This is a genomic window from Ferrovibrio xuzhouensis, assembly GCF_042648965.1.
Taxonomy (GTDB): domain Bacteria; phylum Pseudomonadota; class Alphaproteobacteria; order Ferrovibrionales; family Ferrovibrionaceae; genus Ferrovibrio; species Ferrovibrio xuzhouensis.
The window spans coordinates 832,216-853,197 of the sequence record NZ_JBHRYJ010000001.1 but is presented as its reverse complement, the minus strand read 5'-3'; the positions used below and the strand labels follow the sequence as shown (position 1 = coordinate 853,197).

At 68.1% G+C, this 20,982-nt stretch carries 18 protein-coding genes and 1 tRNA gene; 2 read left to right on the top strand and 17 right to left on the bottom strand.

Annotation, left to right across the window (positions count from 1 at the left end):
• Positions 1–34: 34 nt before the first annotated feature.
• The 13 genes from addA to ACFOOQ_RS04105 form a co-directional block, all read right to left on the bottom strand.
• Positions 35–3,493 (bottom strand): double-strand break repair helicase AddA, encoded by a 3,459-nt coding sequence (gene addA / locus ACFOOQ_RS04165; RefSeq protein WP_379722120.1) that lies wholly within the window; start codon positions 3,491–3,493, stop codon positions 35–37.
• The gene (gene addB, locus ACFOOQ_RS04160) at positions 3,490–6,468 is read right to left on the bottom strand and encodes a double-strand break repair protein AddB (RefSeq protein WP_379722118.1); all 2,979 of its coding nucleotides are present in this window, start codon (positions 6,466–6,468) and stop codon (positions 3,490–3,492) included. The genes addA and addB overlap by 4 nt, the downstream gene beginning before the upstream one ends.
• Positions 6,461–7,219 (bottom strand): nucleotidyltransferase family protein, encoded by a 759-nt coding sequence (locus tag ACFOOQ_RS04155; RefSeq protein WP_379722116.1) that lies wholly within the window; start codon positions 7,217–7,219, stop codon positions 6,461–6,463. The genes addB and ACFOOQ_RS04155 overlap by 8 nt, the downstream gene beginning before the upstream one ends.
• Positions 7,216–8,247 carry an aminoglycoside phosphotransferase family protein gene (locus ACFOOQ_RS04150; RefSeq protein WP_379722114.1) on the bottom strand — a complete coding sequence of 344 codons (1,032 nt, stop codon included), beginning with the start codon at positions 8,245–8,247 and terminating at the stop codon, positions 7,216–7,218. Before ACFOOQ_RS04150 ends, ACFOOQ_RS04155 begins: the two co-directional genes overlap by 4 nt.
• Positions 8,240–8,719 carry a tRNA (adenosine(37)-N6)-threonylcarbamoyltransferase complex ATPase subunit type 1 TsaE gene (gene tsaE, locus ACFOOQ_RS04145; protein WP_379722112.1) on the bottom strand — a complete coding sequence of 160 codons (480 nt, stop codon included), beginning with the start codon at positions 8,717–8,719 and terminating at the stop codon, positions 8,240–8,242. The genes ACFOOQ_RS04150 and tsaE overlap by 8 nt, the downstream gene beginning before the upstream one ends.
• 9 nt (positions 8,720–8,728) lie before the next feature.
• Complete coding sequence (locus tag ACFOOQ_RS04140; protein WP_379722110.1) at positions 8,729–10,870, bottom strand: sensor histidine kinase; 2,142 nt, start codon at positions 10,868–10,870, stop codon at positions 8,729–8,731.
• 150 nt (positions 10,871–11,020) lie between these two features.
• Positions 11,021–12,415, bottom strand: coding sequence for an adenosylhomocysteinase (gene ahcY / locus ACFOOQ_RS04135; protein WP_379722108.1), 1,395 nt, complete (start codon positions 12,413–12,415; stop codon positions 11,021–11,023).
• Positions 12,416–12,560: 145 nt separating this feature from the next.
• Positions 12,561–12,872, bottom strand: a complete 312-nt coding sequence (locus tag ACFOOQ_RS04130; protein ID WP_379722106.1) for an HPr family phosphocarrier protein — start codon at positions 12,870–12,872, stop codon at positions 12,561–12,563.
• Positions 12,872–13,276, bottom strand: coding sequence for a PTS sugar transporter subunit IIA (locus ACFOOQ_RS04125; protein ID WP_379725324.1), 405 nt, complete (start codon positions 13,274–13,276; stop codon positions 12,872–12,874). The genes ACFOOQ_RS04130 and ACFOOQ_RS04125 overlap by 1 nt, the downstream gene beginning before the upstream one ends.
• Positions 13,277–13,323: 47 nt before the next feature.
• A complete protein-coding gene (gene rapZ, locus ACFOOQ_RS04120) occupies positions 13,324–14,229 on the bottom strand; it encodes an RNase adapter RapZ (protein ID WP_379722104.1) in 906 nt (301 codons plus the stop codon).
• A 12-nt stretch (positions 14,230–14,241) separates the two neighbouring features.
• A complete protein-coding gene (locus tag ACFOOQ_RS04115; RefSeq protein ID WP_379722102.1) occupies positions 14,242–14,715 on the bottom strand; it encodes an HPr kinase/phosphorylase in 474 nt (157 codons plus the stop codon).
• A gap of 80 nt (positions 14,716–14,795) precedes the next feature.
• Positions 14,796–16,391, bottom strand: a complete 1,596-nt coding sequence (locus tag ACFOOQ_RS04110) for a sensor histidine kinase (RefSeq protein WP_379722100.1) — start codon at positions 16,389–16,391, stop codon at positions 14,796–14,798.
• A gap of 47 nt (positions 16,392–16,438) precedes the next feature.
• A complete protein-coding gene (locus ACFOOQ_RS04105) occupies positions 16,439–17,146 on the bottom strand; it encodes a response regulator transcription factor (protein ID WP_379722098.1) in 708 nt (235 codons plus the stop codon).
• Between the two features lie 132 nt (positions 17,147–17,278).
• On the opposite strand from ACFOOQ_RS04105, the gene ACFOOQ_RS04100 reads away from it, so the two are divergent.
• Positions 17,279–17,674 (top strand): DUF2306 domain-containing protein, encoded by a 396-nt coding sequence (locus tag ACFOOQ_RS04100; protein ID WP_379722096.1) that lies wholly within the window; start codon positions 17,279–17,281, stop codon positions 17,672–17,674.
• Positions 17,675–17,677: 3 nt separating this feature from the next.
• Here ACFOOQ_RS04100 and ACFOOQ_RS04095 read toward each other — a convergent pair whose 3' ends face one another.
• A complete protein-coding gene (locus ACFOOQ_RS04095; protein WP_379722094.1) occupies positions 17,678–18,505 on the bottom strand; it encodes an ABC transporter permease in 828 nt (275 codons plus the stop codon).
• Positions 18,502–19,317: an ABC transporter ATP-binding protein gene (locus ACFOOQ_RS04090; RefSeq protein ID WP_379722092.1), complete on the bottom strand. Its 816-nt coding sequence runs from the start codon at positions 19,315–19,317 to the stop codon at positions 18,502–18,504. Before ACFOOQ_RS04090 ends, ACFOOQ_RS04095 begins: the two co-directional genes overlap by 4 nt.
• Positions 19,318–19,447: 130 nt before the next feature.
• Between ACFOOQ_RS04090 and ACFOOQ_RS04085 the strand changes: the two genes are divergently transcribed.
• Positions 19,448–19,523 (top strand) — tRNA-Phe (locus ACFOOQ_RS04085).
• 66 nt (positions 19,524–19,589) lie between these two features.
• On the opposite strand, the gene ACFOOQ_RS04080 is transcribed toward ACFOOQ_RS04085, so the two are convergent.
• Positions 19,590–20,711, bottom strand: coding sequence for a tyrosine-type recombinase/integrase (locus tag ACFOOQ_RS04080; RefSeq protein WP_379722090.1), 1,122 nt, complete (start codon positions 20,709–20,711; stop codon positions 19,590–19,592).
• On the bottom strand, positions 20,698–20,982 hold the full coding sequence (locus ACFOOQ_RS04075; protein ID WP_379722088.1) for a hypothetical protein: 285 nt from the start codon (positions 20,980–20,982) through the stop codon (positions 20,698–20,700). Before ACFOOQ_RS04075 ends, ACFOOQ_RS04080 begins: the two co-directional genes overlap by 14 nt.

The window sequence follows — 20,982 nt, the reverse complement described above, 5'->3', positions numbered from 1 at the left end:
GTTCAAGCTAGGCAACGTTGCGCTCGGGGGCCAGTCACGTTGCGGTGAAATTTTCCGCGATCCGGTCAAGCAGAGCGGAGGGCAACGGCATCAGCCGGGGTGCGAAGGTCCATAACAGGGCCGTTTCGACCGGCCGGCCGGGATATATCTGCTGCAACAGGGCGCGGTAAAGCGCCATCTGTTCCAGATAGGCCGGGTCGACATCCTCCACCCGTGCCGGCGGTGGCCGGTTGGTCTTGTAGTCGACCACCAGAATTGCGTCGGTGTTCACAATCAGGCGATCCACCTGGCCGGCGACCAGCCGGTTCCCGACACGACCGGCCAGCGGCGCCTCGACCAGGGCACCGGGGCCGAAGACCGGCAGATAGTCCGGCATCGCAAGAATCCGTGAGACTTCGCCGGCGATCTCCCCCTGTGCCGGGGCCGACAGGCCATGGGCCGGATGGGCCAGAAAGCGCCGCGCCGCCGCCTCGCGCTCCGCCGGATCGAGCTCGGGCAGGGTCTGCAGCAGGCGGTGGATCAGCCGGCCGCGGGCCAGGCCGGCCAGGCGCTCCGGCTGCGTCGGGCTGAGCGGTGCCGGGTCGTTGCGGGACGGCCGCGAGGGGCTGAGCGGCCGCGGCGGCACCGGCTCCTGCGCCGGCGGATTGCGGGCCCAGCCGGGCAATGCCATCACGGCCGGTTCGGCGGCTTCGGGTTTCGCCACAGCGGGCGTCTGCCCGGGGAAACTGTCATGGCGCTGCCCGGTTGCGCCCCAGGGCAGGGCGATTTCCTGCTGCGGCGCCAGCGCGGCGAAGCCGGCCTCGATCAGGCTGTACCAGCTTTCCGGCGCGGGCCCCTTCTCTGCGGTCTTGTGATTGAGATAGCCGCAGACATAGAGCCGGTCGCGGGCGCGGGTCAGCGCCACATAGAGCAGCCGGCGGTATTCCGCCATCAGCGCGGTGCGGCGCTGCTCGCGGATGCCGCGGCTCAGTGGCGTGTCGTAGGCGCGATTGAGCGGCCACAGCAGCAGGGGCGTGGTGCCGGCCTCGCTCCACAGCAGACCGTCGGGGTCGCGTTCCTGCGGCAGGTCGCAGGTATCGGGCAGGATTACCACCGGTGCCTCGAGGCCCTTGGCGCCATGCACGGTGAGAATGCGCACCTCGTCGCGGCCCTGCTCAAGGTCGCGCTTCACCACGCCGGCATGGTCGTCGAACCACAACAGGAAGCCCTGCAGGCTGGTGGCGGCCTCGCGCTCGTAATTCAGCGTCGCTGCGAGGAATTCGTCGATCGGCTCGCTGGCCTGGCGGCCGAGCCGGGCGAGCAGGCGGCGGCGGCCGTTACCGGCGCCCAGCAGTTCGGCATAGAACCCGAACGGCGTGACGAGGTCGGCGCGGCTCATCAGGGCGCGCAGCTCGTCGAAGGCGGCCTGCCAGTGCGGCTGTTCATGGGCGCGCGCGCGCAAAGCCGGCCACAGCCGGCCGTCGCGCTGCCAGCACAGGGCAAACAGGTCGTCGTCGGTGAAATTGAACAGCGGGCCTTTGAGAACCGTGGCCAAGGTCAGGTCATCGTCGGGCAGCAGGCAGGCCTCGCCCAGTGCCAGCAGGTCACGCACAGCGATCTGTTCGGCGAGCTGCATGCGGTCGGCACCGGCCACCGGCACGCCGGCAGCCTTCAGCGCCTGCACCATCGCCTCGAAGAAGACATTGCGCCGGCGCACCAGGATCATCACATCGCCGGCACGCAGGCGCCGGCCTAGGCTCGGCAGCATTTCGCTGTCCATCCAGCGGCGGATCTGCCCGGCGATGACTTCGGCCAGCCGCAGGCGCGGATCGCGCTGGCCCACGTAATCCACCGGCACGTCCCAGGGTTCGCTGTCGGCTTTCGGGTCGGGCTTGAACGGCGGCCAGATCTCGATGCGGCCGGCTTCCTCGCGGCGCTTGGCCCGATGGGTCAGGATGGTGCCATCCTCGACCACGCCGGGCCGCGCGGTCTCGGCGGCGAAAACGGCATCGACCAGCCGCAGCACAGCCGGCGCCGAGCGGAACGACATTTCGAGCGGGGTCGACAGCAGCGTCTTCTCTGCGGCCCGGGCGGCGCGGCGGAAATGCTCGCGCATGTCGAGGAAGGCCTGCGGCCGCGCACCCTGGAAACTGTAGATCGACTGCTTGACGTCGCCGACGGCAAACACCGTGCGGTCGACCTCGCGGGCGCCGAGGCCGGAGAAGAAATCCTCGGCCAGCGCCGCGATCACCGACCACTGGTCGGGGCTGGTGTCCTGCGCCTCGTCAACCAGCACATGGTCGATGCCCTGGTCGAGCTTGTACATCACCCAGGGGACGCGCGTGGGCTCGACCAGCAGGTCACGGGCGCGCAGGATCAGGTCGTCATAGTCCAGCAGCGCCAGCACGCGCTTCTGCTCGGCATAATACCCGAGCAGCCGTTCGCCCAGCCGCAGCAGGTTGCCGGTGGCTTCCAGAACGACGGCGGCATTGAGCAGAGGTTTCAGCGCTTCCAGCCGCATCTGTTCAGTGCGCAGGATGTCGCCGCAATCGGCGGCAATCTTCTCGACCGCCTTGGTGACCAGCTTGTCGCGCGGCTTGTTGGGATCGCTGGCGGTGAAGAAGGCGGCCATCCAGCCGGCCTCGAAATCCGCCGGCGGGCAACCGGCGGCGAGCCAGTTCGCGACCGCATCGGCGAGCTTGCGGTCATTTGCCCCGCCTTCAGCCAGTGCGGCAACGGCGCGGCGCAGGTCGGCCTGCGGCATGGCGGCGATATGGCCGGTGATCAGGCTGTCGCGGCTGGCGCCGTCGGGCAGGCCAAGCTGCCTTGCCAGTGCTGCGATGGCCGCTTCAGCACTGCCATGGGTCTCCAGCAGCGCCGCAAGATCGCGGCGCCGACCGAGCAGGCTGGCCAGCAGTTTGGTGAAGCGCGTGTCGTCGAGTTTTGCCGCGAAATAGCCGATCAGTGCTGCAAGACCGGCGTCGCTGCGGCTCTCGTCGAGAATCCGCGTCTGCGCTTCGGCCAGCAGGGCGGCGGTGGCGGCCTCGTCGGCGACCTGGAAATGCGGCGGCAGGCCGGCCTCGACGGGGAAGCGTTTCAGCAGGGCTTCGCAGAAGGCATGCACGGTCTGCAGCCGCAGGCCCCCGGGTGCTTCGAGGGTGCGGGCGAACAGCCGCCGTGCCGCCGCCATGTCGGCCGGCTCGACCGGCCGGCCGAGCAGGTCGAACAGGTCGGCCTTCAGTTTGTCGTCGGACAGAGTCGTCCAGGCGCCGATCCGCTCGGTCAGGCGCAGCGCCATCTCGGCGGCGGCCGCCTTGGTGAAGGTCAGGCACAGCACGCCGCTCGGCCGCGTGCCGCCGAGCAGGATGCGGATGACACGGTCGACCAGCACGCGGGTCTTGCCCGAGCCGGCATTGGCCGCCACCCAGGCCGACAGTGCCGGATCGGCGGCGCTGCGCTGGTTCATCTGGTGCGCCAGCAGCTCGCGGTCGGTATCGGCTGCGGCAGGACTCATGCGTCCTCGCCGCCTTCGGCGCGTTCGGCGACCCGGGCGAGATGGTCATAGTCGCCGGGATACTGCACGAATTGCGGTCGCGGCCGTGACAGATAGGCCCGGTCGGGATCATCGAACTGGGCGACCCAGCCTTGCAGGTGTTCAAGCGCCAGCATCGCGATGTCGGTGGGCGGCGGAATGTCGCGGCCGCGGATGTTCACGGCCCTGCCCGGTTCGGCGCCGCCGCGCAGGCTGATGTAGACAAGCTCGGCGATCTCCCGCGCGGTCAGGCCGTCGAAGCCGCCGCCGAGTGCAATGGCGGCTTCCAGCGGCAACTGCGGTGCCAGGCCGACATTGACCTCTTTCACGCCGGGCGAATTGCCGGTCTTGTAGTCCAGCACTGCAACCGCACCGTCCGCCGCGCGGCGGTCGATGCGGTCGGCCCGGGCCTTCAGCGTGAACGGCCCTGCCGGCGCGGCGAAGCTCAGCGCACCGTCCTGTTCGAGCAGGGCCGGCATGAAGCCGGCGGCGCGCCGTTCGCGCTCATAGCCGACGAACCAGCGCATGGCCCGTTCGAAGCGCGGCCACCACAGCACGGCGATCTGCGGCTGGTCGAGCCAGAGGCCAAAGGCCGCGCGGCCGAGCGCCAGCAGTTCGTCCAATGCCGCATCATCTGCCGGCAGGGCATCGGCATGCCGCTTGAGGAATCTGTCGAGCACGTCATGGATGATATTGCCGCGCAGACGGGCATCCGGCGGCGCGTCGACGGGATCGAGCCGCCGCAGCCGCAGGATGCGTTTGGCATAGATCGCGTAAGGGTCGCGCACCCAGGTCTGGATGTCGGTGACATACAGGCTGCGCGGCCGCGCCTCGACCGGCGGCCGCGGCATCGGCGGCTCGCTGCGGACGGCGGTCTCCGGCTGGTCGAGCTGCTCGGCCCAGGCGAGGTAGCGCGGCGCCCGCGTGGCCGTCCAGCGGGGATGGCCCTTCAGCATGGCATCGAGCCGCAGCAGCCAGCGCGCCGGCACGGTCGGTGTGCCATCCACCTTGGTGGCGCGGCTGAGGATGACGTCGCTGCCGCAGGCGGCCTGCAGGAAATCATGGGCGGTCTGGCCGAGGCGGCGTTCCGGTGGCGCCAGGCCGAGCTGTTCGCGCATCGGCCGGCTGAGCCAGGGATCTTCCTCGGCCTGCGGCGGCCAGGTGCCTTCGTTGAGGCCGCCGAGGATGATGCGGTCGGCCTGCTGCAGCCGGGCTTCGAGCAGGCCCCAGATGAACAGGCGCGTATGGCTGCCATGGCGCGGGCGCACCACGCGGCCCTCGAGCAGGGCATCCAGCAGCCGCGGTCCCTGCGCCACCGGCAGCGGCCCGAGGATGTCGCCGGTCTGCAGCAGTTCGGTGACGAGGTCATGCAGCGCCTCGCCGGCCTCGCGTTGCCACAGCGGCATAGTCTCGCCGCCGTCGCGCTGGGGCTCGGCCAGCGCCTCGGCGGCGCCGGTCAGCAGGCGCAGGATGTCCGGCAATGGCAGGCTGTCGCCGGATCGCAGCCGGGCAAAGGGTGCGATCGCCTGGCGGAAGGCGGCGAACAGCGGCAACAGGCGGTCATCGCCAGCCAGTCTGCGCCCCAGCGCCTCGATGCCGGTCTCCGGCTGCGGGCCGCGCAGGAACGAGCGCTCGATGCGCCGCGTCCAGCGCAACAGCTCGCGGCGCGACCGGCCGAGACGGCAGAAGGGATGTTTCAGCAGCGCGAGCAGCGGCACGGCGGCGAAATCCGCGGCGACGGCGCCAGCCAGCAGGCGCAGGAAGATCGCCGGCGGCGTCTGCGCCAGCGGCCGGCCGGCGGAATCGTCGATCGCCAGTCCGTCGTAGCGCGCGAGCTCGGCGGCAACGCGACGGGCCAGCACGCGGTCGGGCGTGATCAGGGCGGCGGTCCGGCCGGGCGTTTCCAGGGTCTCGCGCAATGCCAGCGCGATGGCGACGGCCTCCTCGTGCAGGCCCGGCGCCTCGATGCGCTGCAGGCCGGCAAAGGCGGCATCCTCAGGCGCGGGCAGGTCGCGCCAGCGGTGGGTCTCGCCGGGCGGCAGCAGGGCGGCCGACAGCAGCCGGGCGTGCGCCGGTGCGCCTGAACTGTCTTCGCTGCGCCATTCGGCAACCTCGCCGCGCAGCACGCCGAGGCTGTCGAGCAGGCGGGCCAGCATATGCTGTGGATGGGTCGGCTCGTCCTTCGCCGCTGTCCAGGCCGCCTCGTCGAGGTCACGGTCGAGGCCGGGCAGGATCACCAGGCCCTGCGGCAGGCGGCAGACCAGTTTCAGCAGGCGTGCGGTGGCCGGGATGCTGCCGGTCGAACCGGCGGCGATCACCGGATTCTGCGGCGGTTCGGCCTGCCAGTGGGCGATCCAGCGGTCCGTCACCAGGCGGCGGTGCTCGGCGGCATCCAGCCTGCCGGCCTCGGCCTTGATTGCCGGCCAGTGTGCACGGATCACGTCGAGGAAATCCAGCGTCGCCTGCCAGTGTCGGGCAAGGTCGATGCTGCCGGCCAGTCCGATCAGGCCGGTGAGGTCGACTTCTTCGGTGGCGGCCGTATCCAGCAGTTGCCCGAGCTGATGCGCCAGCCGCAGCGCACCGGCCGCATCGCCGCCGGCGAGCGGCGAGGCGCGCACCAGTTTCGCCAGCAGCAGGTCGCGTTCCCGCGGCGCGAAGGGCAGCGCATCATCGCCGGCCCTGCCATCCATCATGCCGGCGCCGCGCAGGTCGAGTTCGTCCTCGTCGACATCGCCAAGCGGCCGGATCGCCGGCAGCAGCAGGGCGCGGCCATCGCGCTGGCGCAGGAAGGCCTCGGTCAGCGCGCGGCAGGCGCGCCGCGTCGGCAGCAGCACGGTGACCCGGCTCAGGCGTTCCGGCGCGTCGCCCCAGCGCTCCAGAATCTCGGCGGCGAGCAGGTCGAGAAAAGGCCGGCCGGGGGCAATGCTGAAGACGGCGGGGGCGGCCCGGTCAGGCATCGTTGCCCGGCCCCGCGCTGCCCGGCCCCGCGCTGTCGGGTCCTGTCAGCATCGCTTCGGCGATGGCGAGGCCATCATGGGTGCCGACATCCATCCAGTCGCCCTGGTGCACCAGCCCGTGCAGCCGGCCGGCGGCGATGGCGCGGTCGTAGAGCAGGTTCAGCGAAAAGGCGCCGGCCGGCGCGTCGGCAAACAGGCCGGGCTGCAGCAGTTGCACCCCGGTATAGACATAGCCGGCGGCCGGCTTCGCGCCGCGACGGACCAGACGGCCGCCGGGGTCGAGATCGAAATCGCCCGGCCCGCCATGGCCGGTGGCTGTCTCGCGCGGTTGCAGCAGCAGCAGGCCATCCATCGCGGCCGGATCGAAGGTCGCGGCGAGCCGGCGCAGGGCATCACCGCCGTAATCGCGCCAGATCACATCGGCATTGACGGCAAGGAAGGGTGCGTCGCCCAGCAGCGGCAGGGCGCGGGCGATGCCGCCGCCGGTTTCCAGCAGTTCGCCGCTCTCGTCGGAAATCGTCACCGCGATGTCGCGGCGGGCAGCGAGATGCTCGCGGATCTGGCTGCCGAGCCAGTGGATGTTGACCACGGCGCGGCGCACGCCGGCCTCGACCAGCCGGTCGATGCAGTGATCGAGCAGGCTGCGGCCGGCGACGGTGATCAGCGGCTTGGGTGTGCGGTCGGTCAGCGGACGCAGGCGGGTGCCGAGTCCGGCGGCCAGCACCATGGCGGTATCCGGAACCGGGATCATGAGGCGTCCGCCAGGCCGGGCAGCGGGCGGAAGCGCTGCTCATGCGGCACCAGGGCATCGAGCCAGCCGCGCAGGTCGGCGAGTGCCGGATGCGCGAGATCGCGTTCGACCAGGCGCCACATGCGCGGCAGGAAGGCCTGGTAATGCGGCTTGCCGTCGCGTTTCCACAGCCGCGTGAAGATGCCGATGATGCGCAGGTTGCGCTGGGCGCCGAGGATGGCATAGGCGCGGCGGAAGCCGGCCTCGTCGAGGCCGCTGCCGACGATGTAGCGCTGCAGCATCGCTTCGGCGAGATCGGGCGAAACGTCGCGGCGGGCATCTTCCAGCAGCGAGACGAGGTCATAGGCGCGGTGGCCGGCCACCGCATCCTGGAAGTCGAGCAGGCCGAGGCGGGCCGGGCCTTCGCGACCGGGCAGCCAGATCAGGTTCTCGGCATGGAAGTCGCGCAGCACCAGCACGCGCGGGCGCTGCGGGCTTTCGGTGGCGACCTCCGGGGCGAGAATGGCCCAGAGGAAGCGGAAGGCCTGGGTGATATTCTCCAGCGTGTCGCGGCCGGTCAGTGCCGGCAGGTACCAGTCGGTGAACAGCCCGAGCTCGTCGATCAGCCGCGCTTCGTCATAGGTGGCAAGGCCGGCCGGCGCCGGCCGGCGGTGCAGGTCGAGCAGGAAGTCGATCGCTGCTTCATACAGCGGCCGTTCGTCGGCACCATTGGCGATCAGCCGGGCATAGAGATCGTCGCCGAGATCCTCCAGCAGCAGGAAACCGTGCTCGGTATCCTCGGCCAGGATGCGCGGCGCGCTGTAGCCGCCTGCGGCCAGTGCCCGGGCGATGCGGACAAAGGGGCGCACATCCTCCTGCGGCGGCGGCGCATCCATCAGCACCGCATGGCTGCCGTCGCGCCGCAGGCGGTCGTATTTGCGGAACGAGGCATCGCCGGCCAGCCGGCTGCGCGCGGCGCCGCCCCAGCCAGCCCTGGCGAGGAAATCGCGGGCCAGACTATCGCGAATGGGCGCGGCATAATCAGCCAAGGCGTATCTCCATACCCTGCAGGCGGGCGGCCCAGGCGGCATCGCCGTCGAACTCGGCGACGCGCGCAGTCGCGCCGGCCGGATCGGGCCGCAGGCGCAGGGTCAGGGCATCGGCCGGAGTTTCCGGACCGAGCCGGTCGGGCCATTCGATCAGGCTGATGCCTTCGGCCAGTGCATCGTCCAGCCCGAGTTCGTCGAGTTCGCGCGGGTCATCGATGCGGTAGAGATCGAAATGCCACAGCGTCACGCCATCGATGTCATAGGTCAGCACGAGGTTGAAGGTCGGGCTGGGCACTTCGGTGCCGGGGCCGGCCAGCCGGCGGATCAGGGCGCGGGCGAAACTGGTCTTGCCGGCGCCCAGCGGGCCATCCAGCAGCAGGGCGTCGCCGGCCTTGAGGCGGGGCGCCAGAGCCGCGGCGAGCGCGGCGGTGGCTGCCTCACTGGCCAGCGGAAAACGGCGAATCACGGCCATGGGCGGACTCTACTGACCGCCCGGACTCGCTGCAATGGCGGCCATGGCCGGCGTACGACCGGCCGGCAGCAGGATTTCCACCGCCTGCATGCCGTCGCCGTCGTCGAGGCGCAGGCCGCAGCCATGCAGGTCGAGCAGGCCACGCGCCACCACCAGCGACAGGTCGGCATGGGTGCGGCGGCGGTCCGGGGCATCGGCGAGGTCGGCAAAGACCCGGGTCGGGCGCACCGGCGCCAGCCCGCCACTGTGGCTTTCGATGCGCAGGCAGAGACGTCCATTGGTGTCGGCGGCGCCATTCTCGGCGGTATAGGTCGACAGCCGGACCCGGCCGCCCTGCGGCGTGCCGTCGATGGCGGCGCAGAACACGCTGTCGAGCGCCTGGCGCAGCCGGTGGCCATCGCCGGTCAGCCGGCCGGCCGGCGTGGCCTGGCCATCCGGCAGTTCGATGGCGACGCCGCGCTGCTCGGCGAGGTCCAGCCATTGCGTGCTCTGCGGCTGCCACAGGTCTTCGGCGGCAAGGTCGTCGGGATCGAGCGCCATCTGGCCGACCTCGATGGTCGCGATGGCGATGATGTCGTCGAGCAGCCGCAGCATGTTGCGCGAGGCCAGCATGATGTCGCCGCAGTATTCCTCCTGCCGCGCATTGACCGGGCCGAGAATGCCCTGCGCCAGCACCTCGGTCATGCTGATCAGCGTACCCAGCGGCGAGCGCAGCTCGTGGGTGATGTTGCTGATGAAGGCGGCATTCATCCGGTCGGTGCGTTCCAGCGCTTCGTTACGGTCGCGCAGTGCGCGTTCGATGCGAATGCTGTCGCTGACATCGAGATAGGTATAGAGCACGGCGCCGTCGGGCAGTGGCACCGAGGCATAGTCGATCACCGCGCCGTCGCCGCGTTCGAGCCGGCCGCGGGTCGGCTTGCGGGCGGCGAAGCTGTCGACCAGCCGCTCGCGCAGTTGCGCCCAGCCCGGTCCGCGCTGCATTAGCGGGCGGGCGGCTTCAAGCACTTCGGTCAGATGCGGCTGGCGGTTCAGCAGGTCGGGATCGATCTGCCAGAGCTGCGAGAAGGCGCGGTTGTACAGCGACAGCCGGCCGTCGGAGCCATAGACCACCACGGCTTCGTAGAGGTTGTCGAGCGTGGCGCGCTGCACGGCGATCATGGTGTTGGTGGCGCGCTCCAGCGTCAGCTGCCGGGTCACATCGTCATAGGCGAACAGCAGGCCGCCGGAGGGATAGGCACTGATGACCAGCCGCAGTGTCGAGCCGTCCGGCAGATGCAGCAGTTCCTCCTGCCGCTCGATCACCGTGGTGAACAGGCCGAGCTGGCCGCGCTTGTAGGACTGCCAGTCGATCTGCTCGGGCAGGCGGCGGTCGGCACGCAGCTGCTCGAGGATCTCGCCGAAGGTCGGGCTGGTATCGAGCCAGGCCTCGTCGAGCTGCCAGAGGCGGGCATAGGCGCGGTTGAACAGGATCAGCTTGCGGTCGGGACCGAAGATTGCCGTTGCCGTCGAGATGGTGCGCAGCACTTCCATATGGGCTTCCATATGGCGGCGCAGCTGGCCGCGGGCGTCGGCCTCGGTGGTGATGTCCTGGCCGAAGCCGAGCGTGCCGCTGCCGACCGGCTGTTCGAAGATGCGATAGTTGCGGCGGTCACCCTCGGCGACGAAGCGCCGATCCTCGGTGCGCAGGATGCCGGCATCACGGGCGGCGAGCGCGAGATCGCGCGGCTGGCTCAGGTCATGCGAGGAGGCGAGCTCAAGGCCGCGGGCGACGGCCTCGGCCGGCGTGGTCTCGGCCATCTGGGCATAGCGCGCATTGACCCAGACGAGGCGGGCCTCGGCATCGCGGCGCCAGATCGGAAACGGCGCCGCATCGAGCAGGGCCTGGGCTTCCGCCTCGGCCTGGCGCAGGGCCTGGACCTCGGTGCGCAGGGAGGCAGTGTCCATCGCGAGTGCCGCCAGCCGGTCGGCCAGCGCGGCGGCCTCGCCGCGGGCACCGTCGCGTTCGCGCGTCAGCCGCTTGCGGTCGTCCTCGGCCTGCTTCAGGTGCGCGGCCAGCCGGCGCGCCTGCCGGTTCTGCCGCAGGGCGACGATGGCGGCAGCCGAGCCGGCCAGTACCGACAGGCCGGCCCAGATCAAGGCGCTATCGGCCATGACCGGCCGCTCCACCATCTGTGTTACGCCACGGGGACATGGCGGTCACTATCGGCAGACGGCGGCGGGAAAACAAGGCGTTAAAAAGACGAATGGCCGGGCGGATTTCCCCGCCCGGCCATCGTGCCGCCGCGTGCTGTGGCCGGCGGATCAGTAGCGGTAATGATCGGGCTTGAACGGGCCGGTGTTGCCGATGCCGAGGTACTTCGCCTGCTTGTCGCTCAGCTTGGTCAGCTTGGCGCCGACCTTGGCCAGATGCAGCGAGGCGACCTTCTCGTCGAGATGCTTCGGCAGGGTGTAGACCTGCTTCTGGTACTTGCCCGGGTTGCCCCAGAGTTCCATCTGCGCCAGCACCTGGTTGGTGAAGGACGCGCTCATCACGAAGCTCGGATGGCCGGTGGCGTTGCCGAGGTTGACCAGGCGGCCTTCCGACAGGACGATGATGCGCTTCTTGTCGGGGAACTCGATCTCGTCGACCTGCGGCTTGACGTTGTGCCAGGTCAGGTTCTTCAGCGCGCCGATCTGGATCTCGCTGTCGAAGTGGCCGATGTTGCAGACGATGGCGCGATGCTTCATCTGGCGCATGTGGTCGAGCGTGATGACATCGACGTTGCCGGTGGCAGTGACGAAGATGTCGCCCTGCGGGGCGGCGTCTTCCATGGTCACGACTTCGTAGCCTTCCATCGCCGCCTGCAGGGCGCAGATCGGATCGATCTCGGTGACCATGACGCGGCAGCCGGCGTTGCGCAAGGAAGCGGCCGAACCTTTGCCGACATCGCCGAAGCCGGCGACCACGGCGACCTTGCCGGCCATCATCACGTCGGTGCCGCGGCGGATGCCGTCGACCAGGCTTTCGCGGCAGCCGTAGAGGTTGTCGAACTTCGACTTGGTAACGCTGTCATTGACGTTGATCGCCGGGAACAGCAGGCGGCCTTCCTTGGCCATCTGGTACAGGCGGTGCACGCCAGTGGTGGTCTCTTCGGTCACGCCCTTGATGGCGGTGCCCATCTTGGTGTACCAGCCGGGCTGCTCCTTGACGCGCTTCTTGATCGCGGCGAAGAGGACTTCCTCTTCCTCGTTGGTCGGCTTGGCGACGACCGACAGATCCTTCTCGGCCTGCATGCCAAGATGCAGCAGCAGGGTGGCGTCGCCGCCGTCGTCGAGGATCATGTTCGGCGTGCCGCCGTCGGCCCAGTCGAAGATCTTATGGGTGTAGTCCCAGTATTCGGTCAGCGACTCGCCCTTGACGGCGAAGACCGGGATGCCGGCCTTGGCGATGGCGGCGGCGGCATGGTCCTGGGTCGAATAGATGTTGCACGAGGCCCAGCGGATGTCGGCGCCGAGCGCTTGCAGGGTCTCGATCAGCACTGCGGTCTGGATCGTCATGTGCAGCGAGCCGGCGATGCGGGCGCCCTTCAGCGGCTGCTTCTTGCCGAATTCCTCGCGCAGGGCCATCAGGCCCGGCATCTCGGTCTCGGCCATGTCGAGTTCCTTGCGGCCCCAGTCGGCCAGCCCGATGTCCTTGATGATGTAATCCGCGCTCATATCCGCTCGCTCCGGCGTTCAGGGTCGAAAACTGGGGGCGGTATAGCAAAGGCCGGGCGGGGCTGTCCAGCCTTATATAAAGAAATCTTTATATAGGAATATATGATCCCGGGGCGGTATATCGGGGGCGGCCCGCCCGAACCGGCTACTCCCCCTCGCCGAACTTGTTCGCCACCAGCTCTTCCAGGGCGGCCATGGCCGCCTCGGCCTGGGGCCCGCTGGCGGCGATCTCGATGCTGGAGCCTTGCGTGCCGGCCAGCATCATCAGGCCCATGATGGACTCGCCATTGACGGTCTGGCCGTCCTTGGAGACCTGGATGCGGGCCTGCGGGAAGCGCGCCACCACCTGGACGAACTTGGCCGCGGCGCGGGCATGCAGGCCACGCTGGTTGATGATGGTGACGCTGCGCACCAGTGGTGCGCTGCTGGCGGCCGGCGTGCCGGAAGCCGTGTCCACTAGCGCGATTCTCCCGCCAGCAGCTTGGACGCGACATTGATGTATTTGCGGCCGGCTTCCTGGCCGGCGGCGACTGCGGCGGCCATGTCGAACTTGTCGCGCACCGAGGCCAGTTTGATCAGCATCGGCAGGTTGACGCCGGCGATCACCTCGATCTTGCCTTCCGACAGGATCGAGATGGCGAGGTTCGACGGTGTGCCGCCGAACATGTCGGTCAGGATGATGACGCCCTTGCCGGCATCGACGGCGGCGACGGCATCGACGATGTCCTGGCGGCGTTCGTCCTTGTCGGTCGGCGCGATGCAGACGGCGCGGATATTCTTCTGCGGGCCCACCACATGCTCGGTGGCATTGATGAATTCCTCGGCCAGGCGGCCGTGGGTGACGATGACAATACCGATCATGGGGTGCAGCCGGTCATGGGGGTCGCGGTCCTCATTTCCCTCGGTCTTCATTTCCTTGTCGCGTCGGCCAGGGCCTGATCGCGGTCGCGGTGCCGGATATCGACATGCTGGCCGCTGTTGCGCAAGGCCTGCGCCAGCTGTTCGGCGACAAACACCGAGCGATGCTGGCCGCCGGTACACCCCAGCGCAATGGTCAGATAGCGTTTGCCCTCGGCGCCGTAGCGCGGCAGCAGAGCCTCCAGCATTCCGGTCAGGCGGCTGAAAAAACCCGGATAATCCGGGTCGGCGGCGATATAGGCGGCGACGGCCGGGTCCTCGCCGGTGCGCGCCCGCAGCTGCTCGTCATAATGGGGATTGCGCAGGAAGCGCACGTCGAACACCAAATCCGCCTCGCGCGGCAGGCCATGCCGGTAAGAAAACGAGACGATCATGATACCGGGGCCGGTCTGGTCGTCCAGCGCGAATTGGCTGGCCAGCACCTGCCGCAAACCGGGCAGGGCTAGCGTTGAGGTATCTATGACGAGATCGGCCTCAGCCTTGAGTGGTGCCATCAGGTGGCGCTCGGCGGCAATGCCGTCACTGACCGGCCGGTCGCCGGCCAGCGGATGGCGCCGCCGCGTTGCCGTGAAGCGACGCAGCAGCACATCGTCGTCGCAGTCGAAATAGACCAGTTGCACGTCGAGGTCGCCGCGCTGCCGGATGTCGCCGAGGATGGCCAGCAGGCGGTCGGGCTGGAAATCGCGCGTACGGCTGTCGACCCCGACAGCGATGCCGTGCTGTGCCGCCTGGGCGTCAGCTTCGCCCGGCTGGGTGAGGCGCGGCAGCAGCGACACCGGCAGGTTATCCACAGCTTCGTAGCCGGCATCCTCAAGCAGCTTGAGCGCCGTCGACTTGCCGGCACCGGACAGACCGCTGACGATGGCAAGACGCGGACGATGCGGAGCTGCGGTCATGGGCGGAGCGGTTCAGCCATGGTGCACGTCGCGTTGCAGGGCGCGGGCTTCGGCCGGCTCGAACAGGCGGCCGGTAGCGGCGCGCATCAGCGCCAGTCGCGCGACGGCGGCCGCGCTGGCGGTGAAGGGCGCGAGCTTCAGGCAGGGCAGGTCGATGCCGAGCAGGGTTTCATGCTGCGGGTCCGGCAGCCGCGGCACCTCGTCCTGCGGCACGAGGTCGATGACCAGCACCACCGGGGTGGCCGCGGCGGGGATCATTTCGACCGGACCGAGGCCGCGGATTTCGATGAGGCCGCGGATGGTCTCCGGCGCGGCGGCGATCAGCCGCGCGTCGTCGCGGGTGAGGATGGTGCGGTCATCGGCGACGAGGCGGCAGCCCGCCTCGATCATCCGGAAGGCAAGATCGGATTTGCCGGATCCAGAAGGGCCGCGCAACAGCACGGCGGCGCCGGTGAAGGCCACACAGCTCGCATGGATCGTCAGCATGGTCGGGAGCCTGCCGCCGGGGAGGCGGCACTGTCAATACATGCCGCCGCTAAATTGCCGCCGCTAACCGCACGATATGGTTAAAGCGGCAGGCGCACGGTGAACCGCGCGCCGCTGTGGCCGTCGTCGCGGTTCTCGGCATGGATCTGGCCGCCGAGCGACTGCACGATCTGGCGGGCAATCGGCAGGCCGAGGCCGGAATGCAGGCCAAAGGCCTCGCTGGACGGCCGCTCGCTGTAAAAGCGGTCGAAGATCGATTCCAGGCTTTCGGCCGGAATGCCCGGGCCATCGTCGGTGACGGTAAACACCACATGGCGCGGCTCGCGGCGCACCGCCACCGTGATGGTGCCGCCTTCGGGGCTGAACGAGATGGCATTGTCGATCAGGTTGCGTATCACCTGGCCGAGCCGGCCCTCGAAGGCGGACGCGAGATAGGGGCCGGGCTCGATGCGCTTCAGCTCGATCTTCGGCATCGCCTGCACGGCGCCGCGTGCCGCATAGGTATCGACCACCGCCTGCAGCATCTCGGCAATGTCGATCGGCTCGGCATCGCTGCGGGCGAGTTCGGCATCCAGCCGCGAGGATTCGGAAATGTCGCTGATCAGCCGGTTCATGCGGCCGACATCGTCCTGCATGACGACCAGCAGCCGCTCGCGCAGCTCCGGTTTTTCGGTGCGCGCGAAGGTTTCCATGGCGCTGCGCAGCGAGGTCAGCGGATTCTTGATCTCGTGGGCCACATCGGCGGCGAAGCGCTCGATGGCATCCAGCCGCTGCGACAGTGCGCTGGTCATGGCGCGCAGTACTGTCGACAGGTCGCCGATCTCGTCGCTGCGACCCGAGAAATCAGGGATATGCAGATGGCCGATGCGGCCCTTGGCGGCGCGGATGCGCTCGGCGGCATCGGCCAGTCGGTGGATCGGCCGCACGATGGCGCCGGCGAGATACAGCGAGGCCAGCACGGTGAAGCCGAGCACGGCGGCGAACACCTTCAGCGCGGTCAGCCGCTCCTCGCGCACGCGGTTGTCGATCTCGGTACTGTCGACGGTCAGCATCAGGGCGCCGACCACCTTGCGCAGGCCCTGCACCGGCACCGCGACCGACAGCAGGATGCGGCCGCTGCCAAGGTCGCGCAGCTGCTGGGCGTCGTCGCCGGTCAGCGCGCGGCGCACCTCCGCATAGTCATTGGCATGGGTATAGGGCAGCTCGACGTATTTCGGCAGGTCGAGGCGCGTCATGAACAGCGCGTTGATATGATCGTAGATGCCGATCAGGGCGCGTTCCCACGGCGTGTCGATCTGCGGTGGCGGCAGCTGGCGGGTGATCACGCCGCGGCCGGCCGCCAGCAGCAGCCGGCTGTCGGCCACCATCTCGCCGTCGGTATCGAACAGCCGGGCGCGGGCGCTCGATTGCGCTGACAGGCGCCGCAGCAGTTGCCGCGCAGTTTCCGGCTCCAGCGCCGGGGTCAGTTCGTAGGGGCTGATCGCCGCCTCGCCGAGCGCGCCCGACATCAGGTTGGCCTCGTAGCGCAACGAGGTCAGGCGCGTCTCGATCAGGCCGAGGCGGAACTGGTCGAGATACAGGAAAGCCAGCACCAGCGAGATCGGCGCCGCCAGATTGATCAGCAGGATGCGGCGGGTCAGCGGCGACATCAGCCGCCGCGGGCGTCCCGCGGTCACCGCTTGTCTCCCGTCACTGGTTCACTCCCCCTGCCGGCATCACACGGTCAGGATGCCTGCTCCTTGAAGCGGTAGCCGACGCCATACAGCGTCTCGATGGCATCGAAATCGTCGTCGACCTGCTTGAACTTCTTGCGCAGGCGCTTGATATGGCTGTCGATGGTGCGGTCGTCGACATAGACGTTGTCGTCATAGGCCGCATCCATCAGCTGGTCGCGGTTCTTCACATGGCCCGGCCGCTGCGCCAGCGCTTCCAGCAGCAGGAACTCGGTGACCGTCAGCGTGACGTCCTCGCCGTTCCACAGGCAGCGATGGCGCGCCGGATCGAGCGAGAGCGGGCCGCGCAGGATCATCTTGTCGGCCGAAGTCTCTTCGGCGCCGGGCTTGTTCGCCTCGGCGCGGCGCAGCACCGCCTTGATGCGTTCGATCAGCAGGCGCTGGCTGAACGGCTTGGTGATGTAGTCGTCGGCACCCATCTTCAGGCCGAGCGCCTCGTCGATCTCGTCGTCCTTCGAGGTCAGGAAGATTACCGGCACCTGGCTGACCCGGCGCAGCCGGCTCAGCGTTTCCATGCCGTCGAGGCGCGGCATCTTGATGTCGAGGATGACGAGGTCGGGCATCTGCTGGGTCAGGTGACGCAGGGCCTCGGCGCCGTCGTTATAGGTGCGGACCTTGTAGCCTTCGGCTTCCAGCGCGATGGAAACCGAGGTCAGGATATTCCGGTCGTCGTCGACCAGGGCAATGGTGGCGCTCACGGTTAATGTCCTTGGCTAAGTGAATGGGGGTGGGCTGAAAGGATTTTTCCCGGAATCGGCTGTGATTTGGATCACAGGCCTTATATAGCAAACTTATGGCTGTTTTTCAGGGTCTTCGCTAAGTCTGTAGCCATGAATTATGCCCCAATTATGGCCGCCGGCCCGGTCATCCAGCTCCATCTGGCCGCCACCCTGGCGGCGCTGGTGCTCGGCGTCGTCATGCTGGTGCGCCGCAAGGGCACCGCCTCGCACCGCCGGCTCGGCTGGATCTGGGTCATCCTGATGGCGACGGCGGCGCTGAGCAGCCTGTTCATCCGCACCATCCATCCGGGCCAGTTCAGCCCGATCCACATCCTGTCGGTGGTCACTTTGCTGGCCCTGCCCTGGGGCATCTACGCGATCCGTCGCGGCAATGTGCAGCGCCATCGCTGGACGATGATCGGGCTGTTCACCGGCGGGCTGGTGCTGGCCGGCCTGTTCACCCTGCTGCCGAACCGGCTGCTCGGGCATCTGCTGTTCGGCGGCTAGTTTTTATTCACCCTGGCCGAGCAGCAGGCCGCGACGGCGCGCCGCCTCGAACCAGCGCAGGAAGGCGGCCATGCCGAGGGCGAGGTAGACGGCATTCAGCGCAAAGCCGCGCCACATCAGGTCGCTGCGGATCACCCCGTCGATCAAGAGCGCGCGCATGCCCTCGAAGACATAGGCCGGCGGCATCGCCCAGGCGACGTATTGCAGCCACTGCGGCAGGATCGTTACCGGGTAATAGACGGCGGCGACCGGCAGGATCAGGAACATGGTGCCCCAGGCGGCGCTTTCCGCCCCCATGCCGTAGCGCATGATCAGGCCGCAGACGGCGATGCCGATGGCCCAGCCGAACAGGATCAGGCTGGCGAAAAAGGCAGCCAGCGCCAGCCCCATGGAATAGACCGAGAAGCCGAAGAACCACCAGGCCAGCAGGCTGACCGGCACCATGCCCAGCAACGTGCGGATGGCACCCATCAGCAGCACGGAGGCCGCGAATTCGGTCGGCCTAAGCGGGCTGACGAACAGGTTGCCGAGATTGCGCGACCACATTTCCTCGAGGAAGGAAACGGCGACGCCGAGCTGCACCCGGAACAGGGTGTCCCACAGCATGATCCCTGACAAAAGGATGCCGAAGGCCTGCGCCACGTAACTGGTCTTGCCGGCGAGGAACTGGGTGAGGAAGCCCCACATGATCATCTGCACCGCCGGCCAGTAGATCAGCTCGAAGACGCGGAACCATGATCCCGACAGCAGGTACCAGTGCCGGCGCAGCATGGCGCCGATGCGCCCCGGGCCGATGCCGAACATCTCGAAACCGCAGCCGGGCGTGCTCATGCCAGTGACTCCTTGGCCACCGCCTCCTGCGCCGCTGCGGCCTTGCCGCGGTTGCGCGCGATGTCGAGGAAGACCTCTTCCAGATTGCGCCGGCCATAGCGTTCGATCAGCTCGGCCGCCGTGCCGCGGTCGACGATGCGGCCCTGTTTCATCATCAGCACCTGGTCGCACAGCCGTTCGACCTCGGCCATGTTGTGCGAGGCCAGCAATATCGTGGCGCCGGCCTCGCGGCGATAGCGTTCCAGCAGGCTGCGCACCCAGTCGGCGGTATCGGGATCGAGCGACGCGGTCGGCTCGTCGAGCAGCAGCAGGGCAGGCTTGTTGATCAGTGCCTTGGCCAGCGCCACGCGGGTTTTCTGGCCGGCCGACAGCGCGCCGGCCGGCCGGTCGAGCAGGGCGGCGAAATCCAGTTCCGCGGCCAGTTCGGCGATGCGCGCCTCGGCCTGGGGCACGGCATAGAGCTGGGCGAAGACGCGCAGGTTCTGCCGCACGGTCAGGCGGTGCGGCAGGTCGACATAGGGCGACGAGAAATTCATCTGCGGCAGCACCTGGTGGCGGTCGCGCAGCATGTCGACGCCGAGCACCGCGATGTTGCCGGCCGTGGGGCTCAGCAGGCCGAGCAGCATGGCAATCGTGGTGGTCTTGCCGGCGCCGTTGCCGCCGAGCAAAGCCGTGACGCTGCCGCGCGGCACGGCGAAGTCGATGCCCGCCACCGCCGCGACCTGGTCGTAGGTCTTGGCGAGGCCGGTCACGACGATGGCCGGGCCGGCACTGCGGTCAGCGTCGGGGCGGCTGTCTGGGCTCTGCGTCATGGCGGGCGGATCGGGCTTAAGCGGCTTTCGCAGCGAGAGAAATTTGTCCTGCCTTGATATGGACAGGCCGGGGGAATTTGTCTATAACCGCGCGCCGTTGCGATGCGCCCGCGCACATCGCGATCTGTGGGCCCAGGTAGCTCAGTTGGTAGAGCAGAGGACTGAAAATCCTCGTGTCGGCGGTTCAAATCCGTCCCTGGGCACCATCTTTTCAAACACTTAGAGACCGTGAACAGATGGGGTTTTGCAAAACCGTCCTCTGGTTTTGCAACTTACTTCCGCTTTTTAGCCCTCTGAGCCTTCGCCAGAAGGTCCATTGCATCGAACGCCTCGATGCTGCGGTCCGCTTCATCCGAATAATGATCCGACATGGCATCGGTTTCATGGCCCAAGACGGCCTTGCGGCCTTCACGTGAGACTCTGGCCTCGCGCATTTCCTTGCCGAGGGTGTGGCGCAGTCCGTGGAATGTCAGTCCATCGGCAACAAGGCCTTCAGATTCGAGCGCCCTGATGAATTTGAAAAAGTCGGATCGGAAGCCATCCTCGGTGTATGGCTTACCGCGCTTGCCGCGCAGAACCGTATCGTCTTCTGCCTTCCGCAGAGCCACTACATTCCCGACCTGGTCACCGGCCTTCCTGGCCAGCTCGGCTTCATGGGATTCCTGGCGGGCTCTTTCAGCGTTCAGGATGGCTTTCAGGGCCGGTAGGGCCTTAACCGCGACCGGCACGCCTGTCTTCCTGCGGGTAAACCGGATCGCAGTGCCGTCATATGCCGGCCATATCAGGCGGACCATGTCTCCCTCTGATATGCCAGTAAAGACACCGAGGGCAATGCCTGGCAGTAGATGCGGGATGCGTCGTTCCGCTTCACGCAGCACGGTCTCTTTCTCGTCGGTCGACCAAGCCCGGTTGACTTTCTTGGCATCGCGGGGTCGGCGGATCATCGGAACATCCGCTGCCGGGTTGACCTTGGGCCAGCCACGCGGCTTTCCCCATTTGAACAACAGCCGCAGCACCGCAACGACATAGTTGGCGAACCGCCGTTTGCGGAGACGGAACACCCGATCCCGCAAGGCTACCACGAAAGGCGAGTCGACTTCGGTTGCCGGCATGTCGGCGATCCCGGCGAGATAGTCGAATACCTTGTTGTAATCACGCTTGGTGAGGTCCGCGAGGCCCAGAAACTCCGGGCTGCCGCGGTACGCTGCGATCATGGCACCGAGGCTGCCGGGCAGACTCCTGGCTTGGGCGACACCGGCAGAATCGAGGGCCGCGATCTCGCGGATGAACTCGGCCGTGCCCGGCATCTGCTGCAGCCGCGTTCCGGTGGCACGATGGTAGTAATACACCCGGCCCTTGGCCCGGACCTTGTTGACGCCTTTAACGGGGTGCATGACCATCGTCCAGCCGGTCCAGCCAGTGTTTATTGGAGCCTTCAGCCTGACGCCGCCCGGTGCGCAGGTCAAGCGCGTCGTCGAGGGCCATCCTATCCCATGTGTCGAGACCGCCCTTGCGCCCGCGCGGCAAAGGCTTGGGTAACAGGCCCTCTGCGACCTCCAGATCGAATGTGGATGGTGACACCCCGACATAGGCCGCAGCCAGGTCGCGCGACATCATCCGCGGCCAACCAGGCAATTCGGCAGTATCGAGGCGGCGGCCAGCCAT